Consider the following 23,738-nt stretch of genomic DNA (forward strand, 5'->3'; position numbering starts at 1 on the left):
ACGTAAGGAAAACAGCATGCAGCTGTCGCAGCGCATCGTCGTCGTCGTCGATGATGAACGTTCTGTCCGCAATGGGCTTACCAACTTGCTTCAGTCTGAAGGTTATCTCACCCAGGCTTTTGAATCGGCAGAATCGCTTCTCTGTGATGAAGGCGCGATGGCGAATGCCGCGCTGTTTATCATTGATGTGCAACTGAAAGGCATGAATGGTTTCGAGCTTTTCATCAATCTTACCCGGCGGCTCTCCAGTCCGCCGGGTATTCTCGTTTCCGGCAACGGAGATGACAGCATGCTGCGGTACGCCATCGATCTTGGCGCAGTCGCTTTTTTGCCAAAACCTATCGAGATTGATACGTTGTTTGAACATATCCGTCAGGCGTTCTCCTCGAGGGCCGCTCGCCAATGAGCATCAATCCGCAAACGTCAGATTTAGCAGAAAACGATGCAATCGCGCTGTCAGACGATATCTCCTTTAGCCCGCTGGCGCAGGAGGGCAATGTTGAGTGGTTTCTGTGTCGACACGCGGTTACCGGCGAAACCTTTGTGCTGGCTACCGCAGGCAATGAAGAGTCGGTTTTTCAGGTTACGCAACTGCTGAAAAATGAGTATGCGCTGCGTGCCAGACTCTCTGAGCGCTGGGCGTTAAAACCCCTGAGCCACACGCTCTTTCAGGGCCGTTACGCCCTGATTTACAGCGCCTTTAACTACCGTACGCTGGCGGATATCCTCAGTATGCCCCCTGGCGGCATCGCTGAATTTCTTGCCAGCGCAACGCTGCTCTGCAATACGCTGAGCCTGATGCATCAGCAGGGTCTGGTGCACGGCGATATCAAACCGGCGAACTTTTTTTACAGCGATGAAGGCACCGTTCACCTTGGCGGCTTCGGACTGGCATCGGTAGACAGCGACCTGCTTCAGCAGCCGCGCCTGCCGGTCGCGGGCGGCACGCTCGCCTATATGTCGCCTGAGCATACTTCCCGCTCAGCGCACCCTGTGAGCCGCGTGAGCGATTTGTACAGTCTGGGTATTGTGCTGTATGAGTTACTGACCGGCAGGCTCCCTTATGGCAATGCCGATGGCGGCCATGCAGAGTGGGTACACCACCATATTGCGTCAGAAGCGCTGCCGCCTCATCTGATACGACAGGAGATCCCGGCTGTTCTCTCCGCCATCATCTTACGGCTGCTGGCGAAATCGCCGGAGTACCGTTACCAGACGGCGGAAGGGGTACTGGCCGATCTGCGGCGTTGCGCATCGACGCTGAGGACGGATGGAAAGATAGAGACTTTTGCTCTCGGCATGCAGGATTCTCAGGCTGCGAATTTATCATCCGACGCGCTCTGTTCGGATCATCCTCAGGCGACCGAAATTCTGGCAGCTTTCGACGAGGTCAGCAGAAGCGGCAAACACAGTCTGGTGGTGATAAGCGGCGCGCCGGGCGCGGGCAAATCTTCGCTGATCGCCTCGTCGTTTAAGCTGCTGCGGAACAAGAACGCCCTGATGACCGTCGTTAAGGCGGACCGCCACTCTCCCGTTTTACCCTACGCTGTTTTTACCGCCGCCTTCAGAACGCTGACGCTGCATGTGCTGGGTCTTCCCACCGAAGAGATGACGCGCTGGAAGGCGCACATCGCCTGCCTGCTGGGCGACTATGCCGGGCTGGCGGTTAACCTGGTGCCTGAGCTGGGCGTATTGCTCAATCAGAAAGCGGCTGTTCATACGCATACGCACTCTCTTGACGCCAGAAATCGCTTTAACCTGGTGGCATGCAGCCTGGTTAAAGCCTTTACGGCGCCGGGCCGTCCGCTGGTTATTCTTATCGACGATGTTCACTGGGCCGACCGCGCCACGCTGCTGCTGCTGCAAAACCTGCTGACCCAGAGCGAGGAGATCCCTCTGCTGCTGGCGATTGCACATCGTGACAGCGTTTCGTTACCCTGCGCCGCGATAGCCGAGAATCTGAAAGCTGTCCGGGCCTGCGCGGCCCGCATTACGGATATCACGCCCGAGCCCTTTTCAGTAAAAAAGATAACAAACTGGCTGGCCGGGCTTTTTCATACCCGCAGCGGCGAGACGGCAGAGCTGGCGCAGCTTATTCACGAAAAAACCGCAGGCAACCCGCTTGCAACGCATGATTTTTTTCGCCAGGCGCTGCGCGACGGCTTTATATCCCATAACGCGCCATTTCGCTGGGCCTACGACGCGCAGGCGATCAAAAATTGCCACTATGCGGCAAACGTCGCGGCCAGCGTGTTGCAGCATCTGACCACGCTGCCGCTGCCGACCCGCCATCTGCTGGGGAAGTTTGCCTCTCTGGGCAGCGCAGGTGAGCTGGATACCATGAGCAGCATCCTCGATCTCGCCGTGGCGGAGATTGAACGGACGCTTCTGCCAGCGGTAGTGGCAAAGCTGATTTCGCTGAACGGCAGGGAGTACGCTTTTATGCATGACAGCATGCATGAGGCGGCGCTTAATCTGCTGGAACCCGCCGAACAGGATGCCTTCCATTATCTGGCCGCGCTGCACTATATGCATAAGTCGAACGTCGACATTACCAGTGCCGTTCTTTTCAGGGCCGCGCACCACCTGCTGACGATTAAAAATAGCGGGCTGCTGGCGCATGATGCGCATACCTTCGGTCAGCTGCTGCTGAAAGCGAGCAGGCGAGCAAAAGATAGCGGCGATTATTTCTCGGCGCTGCGATACCTGCGAACCGCGCGCTTGCTTCATGACAGCACGGGCAGCGCCGATCAGGGGGAGTTTTTACTTGAGGAGGCCGAGTGCGAATTCCTTAACGGCAACCTCGCTGTCGCGCTGGCGTTGTGCTCGGAAATCGCGGCCTCGCCCGGCGAGATAACGGAGAAAGCTGAAGCGGCCTGTCTGATCGCCGAAATTCATATGCGCCAGTCAGACAGCAAACTCGCGCTGGAGACTGCGCTTGCCTGGCTGGCGGTGTTCGGCATTCAGCTCAATCGCTACCCGGACAGCAAAGAGTGCGATGCGGCGCGGATCCTCCTCAAAGAGGCGGTCGGTAAAAACCCCTATTCCCGGTTCCGCGCGCTGCCGCTCCTCAACTGTAAAAAAACAGAAGCGGTCATGAACCTGATGGCCAGCGCCAGCACCTTTGCCGCCTTCAGCAATCCGCGGCTGCACTTTATGATCCTGTGCCAGCTCCTGCATCTGACGATGGCGCGCGGCCTGAGCGGCGCATCGACTCTCGCCTTATCCTGGTATGGCGTGGTGTGCGGCGATCAATATGCTGAATACAGCCGGGGATTCGCCAGTACGCTTCTGGCGCGCGAGCTGGTGTATAAACATGATTTCGTGAGTTTTAAAGCGCGTACGCTTCTTCCGCTTGATCAGGTCAGCGTCTGGACGATGCCGCTGACCTATGCCATTGAACGCGCAAAAGCCGCCTTTGACGTCGGGGTTGAGACCGGCGACAGGACGTCAGCCTGCCTGGCGCTGCGCCATATGGTGATGAACTATCTTGCCCGCGGCGACCATCTGGAGGCTGTCCATACCTCTGTCACGCGCGGCATGCTGTTTGTCCGTAAGGCGCAGTATCGGGACGTAGAGGTCGTTCTGAGCATGCAGCTGGATTATATTCAGTTCCTGCGTAAGCCGCGCGGAAGCGAATTTTCAGGCCGCGATTTCCTGCCTCCGACGCTGGAGGCGGTGAAAGTTGAAAATGCCGTTGAGCCTATGTATCTGATCCAGTTCTGGACGCGGCTCTATAAAGGCATGGCGCACTTTTTCGCCGCTGAATATGCCTGCGCCGCGCAGTACTTCGCCGATGCAGCGCCCTTTACCGACCATATTCCCGGCCATGTGCACATGCTGGATTTCCATCTCTACAGCGCGCTGGCACTGACGATACCGCTGAAGCCTGGACCCCTCAGCGGCCCGTTACGCCAGCAGCTGCAGCTGCATCTCGACAAACTCGTCACCTGGGCGAACGAAAACGCAAAAACCTTTTCAGACAAAGAGGCGCTGCTGCGCGCTGAGCTGCTGCGCCTTGACGGAGAGGCTGCGCTGGCGTCCGAACAGTTTGAAAAAGCCATTGCCTTGTCGCGCGAAGGGCAGTTCCATCATATCAACGGGCTGGCGTGCGAGCTGGCAGCGCGTATGGCGTATGCGAGAAATATGGCGTTCTCGGGCGATGCCTATATCAAAGGGGCGATATCCGCCTGGGATCGCTGGGGCGCGGGCGCGAAGGTGCGCCAGCTGGAGATGCAGTATCCCTCTGTTACCGGACATCACACGCAGACCGCGCTGAGCACCGTCTCCTTTGAGCAAAGCGCGGTGAGCAGCGATCTGCAGAGCATGGTGACGGTGATGCGCGCGCTCACTGAGGAGATCAATCTGGATCGCCTTATTCATATTCTGATGATGATGCTGGTCGAGCGGGCAGGGGCGCAGCACTGCATGCTGATACGGCTGACCGAGGGCAATATACCGGAAATTCAGGCGAGGGCGTCCACTACCGTCGAAGGGGTGAAGGTCAAAATTGTGCGTGAACTCCCCACCGCGACCGATCTCCCGCTTTCGGTTTTATCTGCGGTGATCCGCACCGGGCAGGAGATTCGCACCGGTAAGCCGGAGGTGTTCAGCCCCTTCAGCCAGGATAATTATCTGGTGGCGTCTGGCGCGGCGGTCATGTGCGTGCCGATGTTCCGGCAGGCGCAGATGGTCGGCGTGCTCTATCTGGAAAACCGGCTGATGCCTGACGTCTTCACCGCCGATCATTCCAGGATCGTATCCATGCTCGGGGCGCAGGCCGCCGTCTCTCTTGAGACCGCTCGCCTCTATGCCGAACTGGTCGATGAGAACAACCAGCGCCGCAAAATCGAAAAGCAGCTGCGCGCCAGTCAGACGTCGCTGATGCTGGGGGAGAAAATAAGCCATACCGGCACCTGGCACTGGCACGTTGAGCCCGACATCCAGTACATCTCCGACGAATATAAACGCATCATGGGGCTGCCGGACACGCAGATCACCACCTCAATGGCGGAGTTTCAGCGTCGCGTTCACCCGGACGATATCCTCTCTCTGCGGGAGCTGATTGAGACCAGCGTTGAGAAAGGCGTCGTTATGCAGGCGGAGTTTCGCATTATCCGCGATGACGGCGAGTGTCGGTACATTAAAGGCATTGGCGAACCAAACGATAACTGGCCTGAAGTGGCGGAGTATTTCGGCACCCTGACGGATATCACCGCGCAACGCCAGTCTGAGGATGCGGTCAGGATCGCGCAGGCGGATCTGGCTCGCGTCGCCCGCGCGACCACGGTGGGCCAGCTTACCTCTTCCATCGCTCATGAGATCAACCAGCCGCTGATGTCGATTGTAGCGAACGCTGGCGCGGGTCTGAGATGGCTGAAGCGCGAACCGCCGCAGCTGGAAAATGTCAGCCAGAGCATGGAGGAGATTATCCGGGAAGGTCGCCGCGCGGGCGATATTATTCGCGGGCTTCAGGCGCTGACCCGTAACCAGGCGGCGGAGTTCGCTCCGGCAAGGCTGCACCCTATCGCGCGGGATATATTAAACCTGTCGCGGCTTGAGCTGGAGCGCCGGTTCGTCTCCCTTGAGCTGAACCTGGCCGCTGAGAGTGATGAAATTTTTTGTGAGAGCGTACAGATTCAGCAGGTGCTGCTTAACCTTGTTATCAACGCCATCGAAGCCATGACCGACAACGCGGGTATGAGCATCCTGCGCATTTCCTCCTCCCAGCCGGCCGACAACCTTATCCGTATGGAGGTCGCTGATAACGGTACGGGCCTTTCCGATGAGATGATCGGAAAAGTGTTCGATTCGTTCTACACCACCAAAGCGGAGGGAATGGGCATGGGGCTGACGATCAGCAATGAAATCATCAAACGTCATGGTGGAGAATTACGGGCGGAAAACCGCCCGGAAGGCGGGTGCGTTTTCTGGTTTACGCTGCCTTTGGCACCCGCTTCTCAAGTCTGAAGCAGGGCGATCCAGGCAGCAACGGGGCGCGGTTAGCTTTGCTCAGGCAGACCCAGCTTTTCCGCCGCCCTGACGAGGTCCGAGACTGACCGGACCGCCATTTTTTCCATTACCCTGCGCTTATGCACCTTAGCCGTTATTTCGCTGATCCCCATTTCAGCCGCAACCTGCTTGTTCAGCAGGCCGCGAATAACATACTGCATAAGCTCTTTCTCGCGCGGCGTCAGCGAACTAAAGCGCGCGGTCATTGCTCGCTTCTCCTGCGACGCCAGCGCGCATTTTTCCGACAGCGCCAGTGCTTCTGAAACCACCCTCAGCAATGCGTCCGGCATAACGGGCTTGGTGAGGAACTCAAATGCACCCGCCTTCATCGCCCTGACGGTAAGCGGGATGGTGCCATACCCGGTCAGAAAGATGGTCGGAATCGAATAGCCCCGCTCCGTCAGATGAAGCGAGACATCAAAACCATCAAGCCCCGGCATGTTCAGATCCACTATCAGGCAGCAGGGCGTACTGTAATCGGCCTGGTCAAGAAAGGCAGACGGAGAGAGAAAAGTCGAAACCTGGTAACCTTCGGAACTGAGAAGGTTCTGCAGCGAGGCGATGACCGATTCTTCATCATCAACGATATAAATTGTTTTATCCATAAGGATGCATTCTGGCTTTTATTCTTTCTGTGTTTGCAGGCGAGTCAATATATCCTGAACGCAGTATGAATGGAATCATCCATTGTTATGGCTAACAGCGTCATGCGTCGCTTACCCGGCTGATATTGTGCAGGTTTTAACAGCACAGAGGAAAATCATATTGATATTTTATCAGGCAACACATCATTTTCTGTTTATGCCTCGTCCTTATCACCAGGCAAGTTTTAGCATGTTAGTCTATATATTAAGGCAGTTAATCCAGCGTCTGTAATAATTCTGTCGCAGAACTTACAGACTATTCCGCTTGCAGGGTTTATTTCGCGTTTCTGGTTGGTTATTTATAGCCGCAGCTTTTTTAAGAGTCTTTTTTCACCGTTAATACTGGTTTAAAAAATGTCGCTGACGCTGGCGTTTTATTTATAAGAGATCCCGCAGGCAGAGGGCGCAGACGGCTTTTAAAATCGCCGCGTGCGGTTGAGTAATTAGCGGATAGTCGCCCGGCCCCCGCTTCTGCTGTTATCCAGCAGCCCTAACGCAAAGGCAGACAGGAGTCGGGAAGGGCGCTGCGGTGTTTATAGCACAAGGAGAAGAAGGCAAAAATCAGCACCAGTTCTGCGGCATCCCCGCCGTAATACATCCACTCCGCCGCCGCCTGTATTTCACTTAACGGGCTCATGGTCGCGCGTGGATAACCGTAGCCATACATGATCTTCGCAAGAATGCCATGGGCCGCCGTCGCCAGAAACAGAACGGCGAGGCGCATCGCCCTGCCGGGACGACGCGGCGCAGGATCGGGGCCCGCAATCGACCAGGTGAACAGATAGCCGGAGAGGACAAAATGGAGGTGCAGGAAAACAAACGCCGCGGGATGGGTCATGCTAAACAGATAAAACGGCGTCAGGTAGAGCAGGTACATGCCGCCGATGTCGAGCACCGCCGCAGTGACAGGATGAATAAGCACACGAACAGGTCGAGCGTTAAGGAACGCCATCAGCCTGCGTGACATTTCGCGCGATGCGTTACGCAGCAAAAGTATCCCCGGCGCGCCAAATACCAGGCCGAGCGGGCCAAACATGCCCAGCAGCAGATGCTGAACCATATGACCGCGCATATCCCGGTGGGCCCAGTCTGCTATCGGCGGCAGCATCGCCGCCATAATCATCAGGATCCCGGCGGAAAAGCTCGCCGTTCGCCAGCCGCTCCAGCGCGAGCGGGGCGAGCGCCGCAGTCGATAAGCGTAAAAGAGATAAACGCAGAGTATCAGCGCGGGCAGCACAACCAGCAGCAAAAGCAGCAGCGCCGTGGCGCTCGACGAGCCATGATGCATGGCGTGATCCATCAGCGTTTCCCTGCCGACCGGCGCAGCAACATCCAGCCGATAAGCAGCAGTAGCAACCCTGCTGCATTCCAGGTCAGATCGTACAGCAGCAGGTTATCTACGTATCGGACCTGATGCAGACGGAGAAGTTTATGATCGACGATGCCATCAAACAGCTGGAATCCACCGAGGCCAAAAAAGAACCCCGCCCAGGCGGGCAGGCGATCTATCGCCTGACGACGGCGTAAATCGGCGAATAAATAGAATCCCGCGACAAAAAAGATCAGCTCGCCGGAGTGCAGTATCCCGTCGGACAGCAGGCTGAACGCTGGCGTGCCCCAGTCAAAAAAATGGTGCCAGGCAAGGAGCTGGTGAAACACAACTTCATCCAGCGCAGCCATCATCCCCACCCCAAGCGGGATCGTTGCCATCAGTGACCGCCGGGGATCTTTCCGCTCCGGTAAGCTCATTGTCCTCTCCTGAGGTTGTCTGGTTTTCTTTGCCGTAAAATCCTGGTAAAAAAATGCGAGAAGTCCAGTTTTTAACTGAAGGTTCTTCACCATGACCGTTTCGCTTTTCAACTAGCAGCCAGGCGCGCGCCGTTATTTTTTCTCATAGCGCGCAATCTCGTGCGGCGCACGTAAACTTATCCATTCGACAAAGCTGCGATGTTTGGCCACGTAATGCACATCCTGCCGCCAGAGCAGATGAATGGGGCGCGGCGCAGGCAGTGCATCCTCCAGCAGCGGAACCAGCCGCCCGGCCGCGATATCATCAGCTAACAAAAACCGCGGCTGTAAAATCAGCCCCGCGCCTGCCAGCGCGGCGCGGCGTAAAGCCTGTCCGTCGTTACAGCTAAAGGTTGCGTTTTCCGGCCACAGCAGGCTGTCGCCGCTACGCCAGCCGTTAAGGCTGTTCCAGTTGCTGTAGCGCAGACAGCGGTGCGTTTTCAGCGCGTCCGTACTCTGCGGCGCGCCATAGCGGGCCAGATAGGCAGGGGCACCCGCGATGACCATACGGTAGTCGCCCAGACGCTGAGCGACCAGCGGCGTATCTGCGGGCAGCTCGCCGATGCGGAAAACAAAATCAAACCCTTCGGCAACGACGTCGACAAAACGATCGCTGAGATCAAGCTCAATATGCACGTCGGGAAACTGCTGCTGAAATTCACTGCATAAGGGCGCAACAAGCGTGCTGCCCAGCGTTGTCGCGGCGCTGATGCGAAGGCTGCCGGCAGGAAAACGACGCAGGCTTTCTATACGGTTCTCGGCTGAGTGGAGCGCATCAAGCACGTGAAGGCACTCTTCATACCAGGCCTTACCCGCTTCCGTCAGGGTCTGGCGACGGGTATTACGCTGCAGCAGCCTCGCCTGTAGCTGCGTCTCCATCTGCGCGACGGTTTTTCCCACCATCACTGAAGAGATATCGAGCCGCTTTGCCGCTTCGCTAAAGCTGCCGCTCTCGACCACCGCAACGAAAACCTCCATGCCGCGTAGTTTATTCATAATTACTAACTTTTAGTTTGGGATGTTTTAATTTTTGGCCTGTTTTTCTGCTGATTGCAATCTATCAATATGGAATCAGGTTTTATTAATGAGGAATTACAATGAAAGTCATGGTAATTGGCGCCAGCGGCACCATTGGCCGGGCGGTAGTGGATAATCTTGCCCCGGATCACGACATTATTCGGGTGGGTAAAACCCAGGGCGATCTGCAGGTTGACCTGACGGATGAGTCCAGCGTTAAGCGGCTGTTTGAGCAAAGCGGCGAGCTGGACGCTATTATCGCGGCGACCGGCAGCGTTCACTTCGGCCCCCTAAATGAGATGAGCAGCGAGCAGTTCAATAAAGGGCTGCAGGATAAGCTGATGGGGCAGGTCAGGCTTGTGCTGATCGGACAGCACTATCTGAAGCCCGGCGGCGTCTTTACGCTCACCACCGGAATTCTGACCCAGCACCCTATCCGCACCGGCGTTAACGCGACGGCGGTCAACGGCGCGCTGGAAGGGTTCGTGCTTGCCGCAGCCAATGAGCTGCAGGGGCAGCGTATTAATGCGGTCAGCCCAACGGTTCTTACTGAAGCGCTGGAGAAATATGGCCCCTTTTTCCCCGGTTTCGAAAGCGCCGCAGCCAGCCGCGTCGCGCTGGCCTATCGCCGGAGCCTGGAGGGCATTGATAACGGCAAAGTTTACCGCGTCTGGTAAGAGTGATACGCGCTGGCGAAATCACTTCGCCAGCGCGTGCGCCTGTTTATAAACAGTCAGCAGGAGCTGTTCAATATTCATAAACGGGCCTCCGGCGCTGATTGTCTGGCGCAGCCAGACAATCTCAGGCTCCACGCCTCGGCAGAACAGACGCCTGTCGCTGGCGCGTCTGAGCCAGCGGCTCAGGAAAATAATGTGTGCCGTGGGGGATCGCGCGGCCTGATATTTAGCGGCGAACTTAAGGGCGACCAGCGCGCAATAATAAAAGTGCGCTTTATCTTCCACGTCGAGCCGGTTCATCTTTAAGCCTCCTTAACCTGTAACGACGGGCACTCTGGGGGCCAGCGCGCTGAGTAACTCATAACCCAGGGTGCCGGCCGCGTGCGCAACGTCATCCACCGGCAGTGCGGGGCCCCACAGCTCCACCGGGCTGCCCACCTGCGCATCAGGGCAGGGGGTCAGGTCAACGGCGATCATGTCCATAGAGACGGTGCCGACGATGCCTGTTTTCACGCCATTCACCAGCACCGGCGTCCCGCTGGGAGCCTGCCTGGGATAGCCGTCCGCATAGCCGCAGGCCACAATCCCGATACGCTGCGGCCCCGCTGCGCTAAACCTGCCACCGTAGCCAACGCGGGCGCCTGTCTGCAAATGCTGCACGGCGATAATCTGGCTGGTTAAGCGCATCACCGGCATAAGGCCGGTATCGGCAATATCCTGCCAGCGACCGCTGGGCGATGCGCCATAAAGCACGATCCCGGGACGCACCCAGTCCGCATGGGTTTGCGGATGCCATAAGGTTGCCGCAGAGTTAGCCAGGCAATGCGGCAGCCGCAACGCTGCCGTCAGCGACCCGATCAGCGCCATCGGCTCCGCGACGCCCGCTTCGTCGTCGGCGCTGGCGAAGTGGGACATAAGGGTGATTTCCCCGATCTGAGGCGTGGCGCTGGCCTCACGCCAGGCGGCATGGAGGCGCTCCGGCGCAAAGCCGAGACGGTTCATACCGGAATTCATCTTCAGGTAAACAGGAATGGGGCGCTGTACGCGAGCGGCGGCTATAGCGGCCAGCTGCCAGAAGCTGTGCACGGCGGTTGTCAGCTGATAGCGGTCGATAAGCAGCAGATCGTCAGGCTCGAAAAACCCCTCCAGCAGCAGGATCGGACCCGTCCAGCCCAGCTCCCGCAGCCGGATCGCTTCATTAAGATCGAGCAGGGCAAAACCATCGCTGCTTTGCAAAGCCCGCCAGACATGATCGATACCGTGTCCGTACGCGTTCGCTTTTACCACGGACCAGATTTTTGCCTGGCCCGCTTTCTGACGAATAAGAGCAAGATTATGCCGCAGGGCGGCAGGCGAGATTTCAGCCCGAACAGGACGTGGCACAGGCGCTCCTCCAGCTATCGGTTAATGGGCTTCTACAGCCGTATCGTTGAAACGTTCTCCGGTCAGGCCGTGATAGCGCGCAACGGACAGATCGCTGAAAGGGATAGCGGGCGTGGTGCCAGAAATCAGGTCGGCTATCAGCTGCCCCGAACCGCAGGCCATTGTCCATCCCAGCGTGCCGTGACCGGTATTGAGATAGAGGTTTTTAAAGCGGGTAGCGCCAACGATCGGGGTGCCATCCGGGGTCATGGGCCGCAGCCCGGTCCAGAACGTCGCGCTGGCGAGATCGCCGCCGCCGGGATAAAGATCCTCTACTACCATTTTCAGCGTTTCTCGCCGCGCATTTTTCAGGCGGGTATTAAAGCCGACGATTTCCGCCATGCCGCCGACGCGAATGCGATCGTCAAAGCGCGTCACCGCGACCTTATAGGTTTCATCAAGGATGGTGGAGGCGGGTGCCTTAGCGGCGTCGGCAATGGGAATCGTCAGCGAGTAGCCTTTCAGCGGGTACACAGGAAGGGAGACCAGCCCCTTTAACAGCCGGGTCGAAAAGGAGCCAAGCGCCACGATATAGCGATCGGCGGTCATCAGACGCTCTCCGCACTTCACGCCGATAATACGGTCGCCCTCTGCGATCAAACGCTCGACATCAAGGTCATAGACAAAGGTCACGCCAGCCGCCGCGGCCCGCTGCGCCAGCTTTTTAGTAAACATCTGGCAGTCGCCCGTTTCATCGTTAGGCAGGCGCAATCCTCCCGTCAGCTTGTGCGCCGAGGCGGCAAGCGCTGGCTCCGAGAGCCGCAGCTGATGCGGCTCCAGCAGCTCATAGGGCACGCCAGCCTCCTCTAATACGGCAATATCCTGTGCCGCATGAGCGAACTGCGCGTCGGTGCGAAACAGCTGTAAGGTGCCGCCCTGACGCTCGTGGTAATGCATCCCGGTGTCGCGGCGCAGTTCACGCAGACAGTCGCGGCTGTACTCGGCGATGCGCACCATACGCGCTTTGTTAACGGCATACTGCTCCGCGTTGCAGTTTTTCAGCATCTGCCACATCCACTGCAGCTGAAACAGCGAGCCATCCGGGCGAAGCGCCAGCGGGGCGTGCTTCTGGAACATCCATTTGATGGCTTTTAACGGGATGCCCGGCGCAGCCCAGGGCGTCGCGTAGCCGGGCGAGATCTGTCCCGCGTTGCCCGCGCTGGTCTCCTCCGCGGCGGCTGGCTGACGATCCACCACAGTCACTTCGTGTCCGGCTTTGGCGAGATACCACGCGCTGGTCACGCCGACCACGCCGCTACCCAAAATTAATACTTTCATCTGGCGAACTCCTTGAGCGTAGCGGCTGCCAGGCAGCCGTTTCAGGGTTAGCTGTTGCTGGGGAAGGCAAACTGCGCCGCTTCCTGCGATTTCTGCCGGGGCCAGCGCTGAGTGATGGTTTTACGACGCGTATAGAAGCGCACGCCGTCAGGACCGTAAGCATGCAGATCGCCGAACAGTGAGCGTTTCCAGCCGCCAAAGCTGTGAAAGGCGACCGGCACCGGCAGCGGCACGTTAACTCCGACCATGCCCGCTTCGATTTCGTTGCCGAAGGTGCGCGCCGCTTCGCCGTCACGCGTAAAAATACAGGTGCCGTTGCCATATTCATGACGGTTGATCAGCGCGATGGCTTCGCCAAGCGAGCTGACGCGCACCACGCAGAGCACGGGTCCGAATATCTCCTCTTTATAGATACGCATCTCCGGCGTGACGCGATCGAACAGGCATCCCCCGAGGAAGTAGCCGTTCTCGTGACCTGCTACGCGCAGCGTGCGGCCGTCAATGACCAGCTCAGCGCCTGCGGCGACCCCGTCATCGATGTAGCCGGTTACCTTTTCCTTGTGCGCGGCGGTCACCAGCGGGCCCATATCCAGACCGCAGGCGGTGCCCGCCCCGACCTTCAGCGCAGTGATTTTGGGCGAGAGCCGGGCGATGAGCGCATCAGCCACCGCATCGCCGACACATACCGCGACAGAGATCGCCATGCAGCGCTCGCCGCAGGAGCCGTAGGCAGCCCCCATCAGCGCGCTGACCGCGTTATCAAGATCGGCGTCCGGCATGACGACCGCATGATTTTTCGCTCCGCCCAGCGCCTGCACGCGTTTGCCGCGCCGGGTGCCTTCGCGGTAGATATACTCGGCAACCGGCGTAGAGCCGACAAAGCTGATCGCCTTCACCTCGTCGCTTTCGATCAGCGCATCGACCGCCTCTTTATCGCCGTTCACCACGTTCAGCACGCCTGCGGGTAAGCCAGCCTGCTGGAACAGCGAGGCGATAAGCAGCGTGGAGCTGGGATCGCGCTCAGACGGCTTGAGCACAAAGGTGTTGCCGCAGGCGATCGCCAGCGGATACATCCACAGCGGCACCATGGCTGGAAAGTTAAAGGGCGTAATGCCAGCCACCACGCCTACCGCATGAAAGTCACTCCATGAGTCGATATCCGGTCCCGCATTGCGGCTGTATTCGCCTTTAAGCAATTCAGGCGCCGCGCTGGCGTATTCCACGTTCTCTATTCCGCGTTTCAGTTCGCCCGCCGCGTCCTCCAGAGTCTTGCCATGCTCTTCGCTGATAAGCTGAACGATCGCTTTTTCATTGGCCTCCAGCAGCTGTTTAAAGCGAAACAGCACCTGCGCCCGCTTCGCCGGGGGCATGCTGCGCCAGGCGGGCAGCGCGGCGCTGGCGGCAGCAATCGCCTCCTGTACCGTGGTGGCGCTCGCCAGCTCAACCTGACGAATCGCTTCGCCGGTAGCGGGGTTGAACACGCTGGCTGTACGGCCGTCGGGCTTGCGCATTTCGCCGTTTATCAGATGGGTAATAATGGTCATGTTGCTTGCCTCGCTTAACTGATGTGATGCAGGGCTTCGCCCACCGCGTCGAACAGGCGATCCAGTTCCGCGGGCTGCGTGTTGAACATCGGGCCGAACTGCAGCGTGTCGCCGCCAAAACGCACGTAAAAACCCGCTTTCCATAGCGCCATCCCGGCATCGAAAGGCCGAACGGTGGCATCGCCGTCCCGCGGCGCCAGCTGAATAGCGCCCACCAGACCGCAGTTACGGATATCGACGACGTTTGGACAGCGGGCAAGGGCGTGAAGGGTACGCTCAAAGCAGGGCGCCAGTTCGGCAGACTGGGCAATCAGCGACTCGCTCTCCAGCAGGTCGAGGGTCGCAAGCCCCGCCGCGCAGGCGACCGGGTGCGCTGAGTAGGTGTAGCCGTGGGCAAACTCAACGGCGTGCTCGGGCAGCGACTGCGACATAAAGGTGTTATAAATTTCGCTGCTGGCGACCACGCCGCCGAGCGGAATAGCGCCGTTAGTGACCTGTTTGGCGAAATTGAGCATATCTGGCGTGACGCCAAAATACTCCGCGCCGCTCCAGCGCCCCATGCGGCCGAAGCCGGTAATGACCTCATCGAATATCAGCAAGATATTGTGCTGGGTACAGATTTCGCGCAGGCGCTGCAGATAGCCGCGCGGCGGGATAATGGCACCGGCGGATCCCGAGAGCGGCTCGACGATCAGCGCGGCAATGTTTGAGGCGTCATGCAGCTCAATCAGCCTGAGCATCTCATTCGCCAGCGCTTCGCCGCCGGTTTCGGCCTGTCCTCGGGTAAAGGGGAGATCGGCCTGTAGCGTGTGCGGGAGATGATCGACATCCATAAACTGGCCGAACATCTTGCGGTTGCCGCCGATGCCGCCCAGGCTGGTCCCGGCGATATTCACGCCGTGGTAGCCGCGCGCCCGGCCAATCAGTTTGGTTTTCGCCGGCTGGCCTTTGGCGCGCCAGTAGGCACGCGCCATCTTCACTGCCGTATCGGCTGACTCGGAGCCCGAACCGGTAAAAAAGACGTGATTTAATTCGCCTGGCATGCGGCGCGCGATCTTGTCGGCCAGCTGAAACGAGAGCGGATGACCGTACTGGAAGCCGGGCGAGTAATCGAGCGTGCTGAGCTGCTTCGCCACGGCCTGCTGGATCGCGCTGCGGGTATGGCCAGCGCCGCAGGTCCAGAGCCCGGAGAGGCTGTCGAATATCTGCCGCCCCTTATCATCCGTTAGCCAGCGTCCCTCAGCGGCAACGATAAAGCGCGGATCGCGCTGGAAATTACGGTTGGCGCTGAATGGCATCCAGTGCGCCTGTAAATTGAGCGAGGCGGTATTAACGGATTCGGACATGATTTTTCCTCCAGACGGGTGTCAGGAGAGTTTGCAATCAAGTCTCAGGTAAGTTAAATGCATATAAACTCACCTTCACTTATGGAAATTCTCACCTTATGAAAAGCAAGTCTCTGGCCCAGGTCACCGATTTTGACCTGAAGCTGCTGCGCATATTTAAAACGGTGAGCGAGTGCGGAAGTTTCTCAGTCGCCGAAAGCCTGCTGGGCATTACGCGCTCCGCCATCAGCCTTAACATGAGCGACCTGGAAAAGCGGCTGGGTATGCGTCTGTGCCAGCGCGGACGATCGGGCTTTGCGCTGACGGATGAGGGGCGCGAGATTCTCAGGCACAGCGACAGCATGATGGCGGCGATTGAGAACTTCCGGCAGCAGGTTAACCAGATGCACAAGCAGCTGCGCGGCGAGTTCAATATCGGGATTATTAATAATCTGGTGACGCAGCCGCGTATGAAAATCACCCATGCGCTGGATTCGCTGCGCGCCAGCGGCCCGGATATTCGGCTGAATATCAGCATGATGACCGCTTCTGATATCGAACGCGGGCTGATGGACGGCCGGCTGCATGTCGGCGCGCTGCCGCTGACGTCGCCGATTTCGGGACTGGACTACATGCAGCTTTATGATGAGAAATCAAACCTTTACTGTAGCAGCAAGCACCCGCTTTTCTCTCAGGAAACGCCGCCTGACGATGCACAGCTGATGCAGTTTGACGCCGTTGCGCCGGGCTTTCGCATGACGGCCGAGGCGATTGGCATGCATCAGAAGCTGCACTGCACGGCGACCGCCTCTGATCGTGAAGGCATCGCGTTTCTGATCCTGACCGGACGCTTTATCGGCTTCCTGCCCGATCACTATGCCGCGCAGTGGGTGGAAAAAGCGCAGATGCGCGCCGTTGCGCCAGCGCGCCTGCACTTCAGCAGTAAAATCGGTATCGCCACCCGCACCGGCCGCCGTGCAAATGCCATTCTGGAAAAATTCATCCAGTCACTCGATCTCTAAAACCCGCCTCTCTTCTGCTTTATGACGCCGGTCACACCCATCTGGCGATCGGCGTCAAAGTTTGACCATAAGTAAACCATATTGGTTGACTTTGTTAATTTTGTGCTTCTATTCTCCGAGTGGTAATGCATACAAGGATGCACACAAATTAAGGAAGTAACACACCCAACTGTTCCTGTTCGCAACATCTAACGTTTGGACGAGGTCGTTATGGTCAGTGTTCGTTTATCCGCTTTTAAAAAGCTCGCCTGCTGTCTGGCTCTGGGCAGCGCGCTGTGCGCCCCGGCATATTCCGCCCTGGCTGCCGACAACTTCTGGCAGACAATTCAGCAAAAAGGCGTGCTGCGCTGCGGCGCGGCACCAGCGGCGCCTTACGTCATGCGCGATCCAAAAACGCAGCAGTACAGCGGCTACTTTGCCGAACTGTGCCGCGACTTTGCGCAGAACGTGCTGAAGGTGAAGGTACAGTTCGTTGACGCCAGCTGGGACACGCTGGTCGCGGGCCTGCAGAGCGACAAATGGGATTTGGCGATGGCGCTGAATCAGACGCCGGAGCGCGCGCTGGCGGTGGGCTTCTCAGTACCGGCGCAGGATTATCAAATCTCTTTCCTGGTCAATAAGCAGAACCCGAAGGTAAACGGCCTGGGCAATAAACTGGCGGATTACGATAAGGAAGAGGTGACCTTCGCGGTAATGTCGGGCACGGCGCAGGACAAAGCGATCAGCGCCGCGATCAAAAAAGCCAAAATTATGCGCCTGCCGGGTAACGACGAGAGCCGCATGGCCCTGATGGCGCGGCGCGCGGACGTACTGGTTGACGCCAGCGACACCAACCACCTGTTCGCCGTGGCGAACCCGGACTGGGCGAAAGAGATCCTGCCCACCCCGGCACTGGCGAAGCAGGGCGTCTCCTTCGGCCTGCCGCGCGCTGTCTCCGCGGCCGATCTGGATGTACTTAACATTTACCTGAGCCAGCGTCGCGCCACGGGCGATATCGACAGGCTGGTTAACCAGGCGTCCCTTCAGGCAAACGCCGCCAAATAACAGCTGATTGAATTTCACAGAGTCGCGTGCATTCCGCACGCAGCGGAGAAATAACTATGAATGGCTCAACCAATCTGGCGGCGGCTCCCGCTCGCCCGCAGGACGTACGCCCGTTATTTATCAATGAATTTAATAAAGGCGAATTTATTCAGCTGGAAAACGTCAGCAAGGCATATGGTGATTTGGTCGTTATGGATAACTTCCAGCTCAGCATGAAAAACGACGACCGGCTGGTGATTATTGGGCCTAGCGGCAGCGGTAAAAGTTCTTTGCTGCGCGTATTAATGGGGCTGGAAGGGATTCAGCGCGGAACCATTAATTTTCAGAAGCAACACTATATTGTCGGCGACAAAGAGAAGCAGGCAAAAATCGTCGATAATAATATTCAGAAAAAAATAGGAATGGTATTTCAGCACTACACGCTCTTCCCGCATCTCTCTGTTTTACAGAACCTGATCCTGGCGCCGGTTAAGGTGCACAAGGTGGCGAAAAAAACCGCCACCGATAAGGCGCGCGCTTTGCTGGCGCGCTTCGGGCTGGAAAGCAAGCTTAACGCCTATCCGAGCCAGCTGTCGGGCGGACAGAAGCAGCGTGTGGCGATTGCGCGCGCGCTGATGCTGGAGCCGGAGCTGATGCTGTTTGACGAAGTCACCTCCGCGCTCGACCCGGAAATGGTCACCGAAGTGCAGAACGTGATGATGCAGCTTGCCGAGCAAAAAATGGCGATGATTATCGTGACCCACGATATGCACTTTGCGCGCAATATCGCCTCGCGCGTTATTTTCTGCGCTAACGGTAGGATCGTCGAGCAGGGTCATCCTGAAATGTTATTTACCTGCCCGAAAGAGACCCGCACCCGTGAGTTTCTGGAAAAAGTCTTACACCTTAATTAAGGGGGCGCGATGGATTATCAATTTAACTTCCACTTTCTCAGCGGACATTTCGACGCGCTGTGGGATGGCTTAAAAATAACCCTTGAGCTTTCACTGATGGCGAACGTGCTTGGCCTGACGCTGGGATTTATTTTATGCCTGATGGCGATGAGCCGCTTTTCTGTTATTCGCTGGCCAACGAAATTATTTATTGAGTTTTTTCGCTGTACGCCGGTATTGCTGCAAATCGTCTGGTTTTACTACTGCGTTCCAATGATGTTCAACCTGTTTATCGACCCGATATATATGGGTTTTCTGGCGCTAGGGCTGAACCTGGCCGCGTTTAACGCCGAGGCCTACCGCGCGGGCGTGCAGGCCGTACCGCGAGAACATCACGACGCTGGCGTGGCGCTGGGGCTGAACGGCCTGCAGCAGACGCTTTATGTGGTGCTGCCGCAGGCGTTTCGCAGCGCGCTGCCGGTGCTGATGACCAACGGCATTTCCATCCTGCAGCAGACGGCGCTGGTCGCGATTGTCGCCATCTCCGACCTGATGTACGTGGGGAAGAACATTGCCACCGAGAGCTATCGTCCGCTGGAAACCTACTCGCTGATCGCGCTGATCTACTTCGCGCTATCGCTGCCGATTTCCCAGCTGGTTTCCTGGATCGAGCGTCGTCAGGACGCGGCGACGGCGCGCTAAGGAGCGGATTATGACGCTTGATTTCACGCAGGTTTTTTCCTACTGGCACGTGCTGCTGCAGGGGCTGGGTATCACGCTGATTTTTACGCTGAGCTGCGCCGTGCTGGGAAGCCTGGCGGGCTTTGTTATCAGCCTGCTGCGCCTCTCCTCTTTTGCGCCGCTGCGCTGGCTGCTCACGCTCTACGTGGAGTTCTTTCGCGGAACGCCGCTGCTGATCCAGCTGTTCTGGGTGTTCTTTTGCTTTCCGGTGGTCTTCCGGCTCGATATTTCGCCCTGGGTCTGCGTCACGCTTTCACTGGTGATGTATATGGCGGCGATCACCAGCGAAACCTTTCGCGGCTCGCTGAAGTCGATCGCTGGCGAGCAGCATGACGCCTGCGTGGCGCTCAGCCTGACGCCGGCCGCCAGGGTGCTTTACGTTATTTTCCCGCAGGCGCTGCTGCGCGCCGTGCCAACGTTGCTGTCGAACGTGGTCAGCCTGTTTAAAGAGAGCGCGCTGATCTCGTCCGTCGGCGTCGCCGACCTGATGTTCGTCGGCCAGAACATATCCAACAGTACGGCGCGTCCGGTTGAGTTTCTCACCGCCGTCGCTGTGATCTATTTCGTCGTGGCATTCCCCTTAACGCGTCTGGTGGGCGTCGTCGAGTCGCGTTTGCTGCGTCGCTACGCCCTTTGATAACCGATCCACAGGAGCTGTAACCATGAAGATGAAAGGCATTTTACCTGCGCTGGTCACCCCGTTTAACGATGCGGGCGACGTTGATCACGATCAACTGGCCGCGATTCTGGAGTATCAGCTTAAGGCGGGCGTAAGTGGTTTTGTACCGCTCGGCTCGACCGGCGAATACTATGCGCTCACCAACGAAGAGCGCCGTCAGGTACTGAAAACGGTGAAAACCGTGGTGGGGGATCGCGGCACGCTGATCGCAGGTGCCAACGGCTCCTGTACCCGCGAGGTGCTGGAACAGGTCAGACAGACGGTTGAGGCGGGCTACCACAATCTGCTGATCGCGCCGCCCTATTACGCGCTGCCGTCACAAGAGGAGCTGATAGCGCATTACCAGGCGATTTTAAATGAATTTAGTGACATTAACCTGGTTCTCTATAACTATCCCGTGCGCACCAATGTAGAGGTAGGCTTTGGCGTGCTGGACGCGTTTAAAGATCATCCTCGGGTCGTCGGCATTAAGGAGAGCAGCGGCAGCGTGCTGCGCGCCGTTGAGATTGGCAACGCTTATAAAGCGCATTATCAGCTCTCCTGCGGCTCCGACGACGTCGCCTTTGACTTCTTTATGTGGGGCGCCAGCAGCTGGATCTGCGGACCGGCCAACTGCTTCCCGGATCAGATCTGCGACTTCTACCGTAAGTTCAGCAGCGGCGATCTGGCTGGCGCGCAGAACGTGATGCGCGCGCTGTTCCCGGTGATGGCGAGCATGGAAGAGGGCAAATTTATTCAGAAGGTAAAATATGGCTGCGAGCTGGCGGGCTTCAGGCCGGGCAATGCGCGTATGCCGCTGCTGCCGCTGACCGCCGAAGAGAAGGCCGATTTCCGCAAAATTTTTGAAGCGTCGCAGGGCTAAACCGACTGGCGCGCAGGCTGGCGAATAGCCCGTTTGTCAGCCGCTTAACTGAGTGAAACAACATGTCGAAACAGCAGCAGTCAGTAGTGATTGGTGGCGGTATTGTTGGCGTCTGTTGCGCCCTCTACCTGCAAAAGGAGGGGCATCAGGTGTGGCTGATCGATCCGGCCGCGCCGGGCGACAGCACGGCCAAATGGAGCTGCGGGCAGATGGCGGTGAGCGAAATTATCCCGCTCTCTAAGCCAGGCATACTCAAGCGTATTCCCGGCTGGCTGCTGGATCAGACCGGGCCTTTGGCGCTGCGTCCGGCGGCGGTGCCGTCGATTTTACCCTGGTTTTTACGCTTCGTCGGCAACGCGCGTCCCAGCCGCATTAACGCGATTTCGCAGGCGATGGCGACGCTTACGCGTGAAGTCTACAACGATTTTGCCGCGCTGCTGGCGCTCTGCCCGGATAAAACGCTGCTTGGTCAGCGTCCGGTAATTGAAGTGTTTGATACGCCGCACGGCCTGGCGGCCGAGCGCGAGCACCTGGAGCTGCGCGAGCGGCTGGGCTTCAAGGCTGAGATGCTCGACGCGGGCGCCATTGGCGAACTGGAGCCGGTGCTGGCGGGCAAGTTTTCCCACGGCGTGCTCTTTCCCGACTGGTGCGCGGTCAGCGATACCAAAGGCTTTATCGCCGCGCTCACCGAGGCGTTTGTGCGTCAGGGCGGCATACGCATCGACACCGAAGCGGCCGCTATTCTCGAGGCGCAGGGCGTAGCCACCGGCGTCATGCTGCAAGACGGCCGTACGCTCTCTGCCGATCACGTTGTGGTGGCGGCGGGAACCGGTTCGCGCCGCTTTTTCTCGCAGCTTGGGGTGCGCGTGCCGCTGACCGGCATTTCCGGCTATCAGGCGCTCCTGCCGCAGCCAGAGGTGGAGTTTCGTCACTCGGTCATCTATGCGGATGGCGGTTTTTGCTTTACGCCCATGACGCGGGGTTTGCAAATTGGCGGCACCATCGAGTTTGCAGGCGCCGACGCCAGACCTGACTTCAGGCGCGCGGAAATTATCCTGCAAAAGGCGCGCAGACTGCTGCCGCAGCTTAACGACACGGCGAAGGAGTTTGGCGTAGGGCATCGTCCTTTTTTACCCGATACCAAGCCGATCATCGATCGCTCGCGCCGCCTGCAAAATGTCCTGATGGCTTTTGGTCACGGGCAGCTCGGCCTGACGCTGGGTGCCACTACGGGTCGCCTGATCGCCGATCTTGCCGCGAAGCGTTCGACTGCGCAGGACCTGACGCCCTTTAGCGCCTATCGATTTATGGAAGGAGAACGCACATGAGCTTTAGCAACACGCTGTTTATCAACGGAGAGTGGAAGCCACCGGTCAGGGGCGGCAGCTTCGATACCATCGATCCCGCAACTGAGGTCGCTATCGCGCAGGTGGCGGCGGCCACCAGAGAGGATGTTGATCTGGCGGTTCAGGCGGCGCGGCGCGCCTTTGACGACGGCGGCTGGCCTCTGCTGAGTGGAAAGCAGCGCGCTGACTATCTGCGCCGCATCGCCAGCCTGATCCGCGATAAGCAGCAGACGCTGGCGGAACTGGAGGTGCGCGACAACGGTAAGCCGCTGCCGGAGGCGCTGTGGGATATTGGCGATACCGCCTACTGCTTCGACTTTTACGCCGACCTGGCGGAGAAGCTGGATGGCGAGCGAGAGCAGACGGTCGCGCTCACCGACGAACGCTTCAGCTCGGTCGCGCGCAAAGAGCCGGTAGGCGTCTGCGGCGCGATCGTGCCGTGGAATTTCCCGATGCTGATGGCGGCCTGGAAAGTGGCGCCTGCGCTGGCGGCGGGCTGTACCGTCGTGCTGAAACCCTCGGAGGTCACGCCGCTTACCGCCCTGCAGCTGGCGGAGATTGCCCACGAGGCAGAGCTGCCGCCGGGCGTGCTCAACGTTATCACCGGCTTTGGCCCGGAGGCTGGCGCGCCGCTGAGCGAGCACCCGGACGTCGACAATCTCGCCTTCACCGGCAGCGTGCCGACCGGCCGTAAAATCATGCAGACCGCGGCCGCTGACATTAAAAACGTCAGCCTTGAGCTGGGCGGGAAGTCCGCTTTTATTGTGTTTGACGACAGCGACATTGAAAAAGCGGTGGAGTGGATCCTCTTCGGTATTTTCTGGAACAAAGGCGAAGTCTGTTCCGCGACGTCACGCGTGCTGGTACAGCGCGGACTCTATGAGCCTCTGCTGGCGCGTCTGGTGGAGGAAGCGGAGAAGATCCGCATCGGCAACGGCATGCAGGCGGACGTGCTGCTGGGGCCGCTGGTTAATGCGGCGCAGTATGATAAGGTCCGGCGCGCTATCGCGCAGGGCGTGGAGCAGGGCGCGACGCTGCTGAGCGGGGGGGCGCGTCCGGCGGGACATGAGAAGGGCTTTTTCCTGCAGCCGACTATTTTTACCGATATGACGGAAGAGAGCGATATCTGGCGCGAAGAGATCTTCGGCCCGGTGGTCTGCGTACGGGCGTTCGACGACGAAGCGGAAGCCATCGCCTCCGCCAACCGTTCGCGCTTTGGCCTGGCGGCCGCTGTTATGTCAGCCGATCTCGAACGCGCGGAGCGGGTAGCGCGCAGGCTACGGGCAGGCATCATCTGGATCAACTGTTCGCAGCCTACCTTCACCGAGGCGCCGTGGGGCGGCTATAAGCAGAGCGGTATCGGCCGCGAGCTGGGCGAATGGGGATTAAACAACTACCTGGAAATCAAACAAATTACCCGCTACGACAGCGAAGAGCCCTGGGGCTGGTACCTGAAATAAGAGAT

At 58.4% G+C, this 23,738-nt stretch carries 20 protein-coding genes; 11 read left to right on the plus strand and 9 right to left on the minus strand.

Annotated elements, in window-relative coordinates; translation table 11 throughout:
• Window positions 1-16 precede the first annotated feature (16 nt).
• Window positions 17-406 (plus strand): response regulator transcription factor, encoded by a 390-nt coding sequence (locus EKL29_RS08975; protein WP_120456835.1) that lies wholly within the window; start codon window positions 17-19, stop codon window positions 404-406.
• Window positions 403-5,970, plus strand: a complete 5,568-nt coding sequence (locus EKL29_RS08980) for an ATP-binding protein (RefSeq protein ID WP_126689421.1) — start codon at window positions 403-405, stop codon at window positions 5,968-5,970. The genes EKL29_RS08975 and EKL29_RS08980 overlap by 4 nt, the downstream gene beginning before the upstream one ends.
• Window positions 5,971-6,002: 32 nt before the next feature.
• Here EKL29_RS08980 and EKL29_RS08985 read toward each other — a convergent pair whose 3' ends face one another.
• The 4 genes from EKL29_RS08985 to EKL29_RS09000 all read right to left on the minus strand — a co-directional run bounded on the left by EKL29_RS08985 (window position 6,003) and on the right by EKL29_RS09000 (window position 9,440).
• Complete coding sequence (locus tag EKL29_RS08985; RefSeq protein WP_120456832.1) at window positions 6,003-6,617, minus strand: response regulator transcription factor; 615 nt, start codon at window positions 6,615-6,617, stop codon at window positions 6,003-6,005.
• A gap of 529 nt (window positions 6,618-7,146) precedes the next feature.
• Window positions 7,147-7,956 carry a cytochrome c oxidase assembly protein gene (locus tag EKL29_RS08990; protein ID WP_126689422.1) on the minus strand — a complete coding sequence of 270 codons (810 nt, stop codon included), beginning with the start codon at window positions 7,954-7,956 and terminating at the stop codon, window positions 7,147-7,149.
• Complete coding sequence (locus EKL29_RS08995; protein ID WP_311778994.1) at window positions 7,956-8,516, minus strand: DUF2243 domain-containing protein; 561 nt, start codon at window positions 8,514-8,516, stop codon at window positions 7,956-7,958. The genes EKL29_RS08990 and EKL29_RS08995 overlap by 1 nt, the downstream gene beginning before the upstream one ends.
• A 21-nt stretch (window positions 8,517-8,537) precedes the next feature.
• Window positions 8,538-9,440, minus strand: a complete 903-nt coding sequence (locus EKL29_RS09000; protein ID WP_311778995.1) for a LysR substrate-binding domain-containing protein — start codon at window positions 9,438-9,440, stop codon at window positions 8,538-8,540.
• 101 nt (window positions 9,441-9,541) lie between these two features.
• On the opposite strand from EKL29_RS09000, the gene EKL29_RS09005 reads away from it, so the two are divergent.
• Window positions 9,542-10,138 (plus strand): short chain dehydrogenase, encoded by a 597-nt coding sequence (locus EKL29_RS09005; RefSeq protein WP_120456825.1) that lies wholly within the window; start codon window positions 9,542-9,544, stop codon window positions 10,136-10,138.
• 21 nt (window positions 10,139-10,159) lie between these two features.
• Here EKL29_RS09005 and EKL29_RS09010 read toward each other — a convergent pair whose 3' ends face one another.
• The 5 genes from EKL29_RS09010 to EKL29_RS09030 are packed head-to-tail and all read right to left on the minus strand — an operon-like array spanning window position 10,160 to window position 15,728.
• Complete coding sequence (locus EKL29_RS09010) at window positions 10,160-10,438, minus strand: hypothetical protein (protein WP_126689423.1); 279 nt, start codon at window positions 10,436-10,438, stop codon at window positions 10,160-10,162.
• A 12-nt stretch (window positions 10,439-10,450) separates the two neighbouring features.
• Window positions 10,451-11,521: a catabolic alanine racemase DadX gene (gene dadX, locus EKL29_RS09015; protein WP_126689424.1), complete on the minus strand. Its 1,071-nt coding sequence runs from the start codon at window positions 11,519-11,521 to the stop codon at window positions 10,451-10,453.
• Between the two features lie 21 nt (window positions 11,522-11,542).
• Window positions 11,543-12,874, minus strand: a complete 1,332-nt coding sequence (locus EKL29_RS09020) for a D-amino acid dehydrogenase (protein ID WP_311778998.1) — start codon at window positions 12,872-12,874, stop codon at window positions 11,543-11,545.
• A gap of 11 nt (window positions 12,875-12,885) precedes the next feature.
• Window positions 12,886-14,382: a CoA-acylating methylmalonate-semialdehyde dehydrogenase gene (locus tag EKL29_RS09025; protein WP_126689426.1), complete on the minus strand. Its 1,497-nt coding sequence runs from the start codon at window positions 14,380-14,382 to the stop codon at window positions 12,886-12,888.
• A 14-nt stretch (window positions 14,383-14,396) separates the two neighbouring features.
• Window positions 14,397-15,728: an aspartate aminotransferase family protein gene (locus EKL29_RS09030; RefSeq protein ID WP_120456817.1), complete on the minus strand. Its 1,332-nt coding sequence runs from the start codon at window positions 15,726-15,728 to the stop codon at window positions 14,397-14,399.
• Window positions 15,729-15,826: 98 nt separating this feature from the next.
• Here EKL29_RS09030 and EKL29_RS09035 point away from each other — a divergent pair, with 98 nt between their 5' ends.
• The 8 genes from EKL29_RS09035 (at window position 15,827) to EKL29_RS09070 (ending at window position 23,733) form a co-directional block, all read left to right on the plus strand.
• Window positions 15,827-16,729, plus strand: a complete 903-nt coding sequence (locus EKL29_RS09035) for a LysR family transcriptional regulator (RefSeq protein WP_126689427.1) — start codon at window positions 15,827-15,829, stop codon at window positions 16,727-16,729.
• A 210-nt stretch (window positions 16,730-16,939) separates the two neighbouring features.
• A complete protein-coding gene (locus tag EKL29_RS09040; RefSeq protein ID WP_126689428.1) occupies window positions 16,940-17,773 on the plus strand; it encodes a transporter substrate-binding domain-containing protein in 834 nt (277 codons plus the stop codon).
• Window positions 17,774-17,964: 191 nt separating this feature from the next.
• Entirely contained in the window at window positions 17,965-18,666 is a 702-nt protein-coding gene (locus tag EKL29_RS09045; RefSeq protein WP_240629495.1) for an amino acid ABC transporter ATP-binding protein, read from the plus strand.
• A gap of 9 nt (window positions 18,667-18,675) precedes the next feature.
• Entirely contained in the window at window positions 18,676-19,347 is a 672-nt protein-coding gene (locus tag EKL29_RS09050) for an amino acid ABC transporter permease (protein ID WP_120456810.1), read from the plus strand.
• 10 nt (window positions 19,348-19,357) lie between these two features.
• On the plus strand, window positions 19,358-20,023 hold the full coding sequence (locus EKL29_RS09055) for an amino acid ABC transporter permease (protein ID WP_120456808.1): 666 nt from the start codon (window positions 19,358-19,360) through the stop codon (window positions 20,021-20,023).
• Between the two features lie 25 nt (window positions 20,024-20,048).
• Window positions 20,049-20,927, plus strand: a complete 879-nt coding sequence (locus EKL29_RS09060) for a dihydrodipicolinate synthase family protein (protein ID WP_120456807.1) — start codon at window positions 20,049-20,051, stop codon at window positions 20,925-20,927.
• Window positions 20,928-20,989: 62 nt separating this feature from the next.
• Entirely contained in the window at window positions 20,990-22,255 is a 1,266-nt protein-coding gene (locus EKL29_RS09065) for an FAD-binding oxidoreductase (protein WP_126689429.1), read from the plus strand.
• Window positions 22,252-23,733, plus strand: coding sequence for an aldehyde dehydrogenase family protein (locus tag EKL29_RS09070; RefSeq protein WP_126689430.1), 1,482 nt, complete (start codon window positions 22,252-22,254; stop codon window positions 23,731-23,733). The genes EKL29_RS09065 and EKL29_RS09070 overlap by 4 nt, the downstream gene beginning before the upstream one ends.
• The last annotated feature ends 5 nt before the right edge of the window (window positions 23,734-23,738 follow it).

Origin of the sequence: Pantoea sp. YU22, assembly GCF_003970755.1 — a bacterium.
Lineage (GTDB): Bacteria > Pseudomonadota > Gammaproteobacteria > Enterobacterales > Enterobacteriaceae > Pantoea > Pantoea piersonii.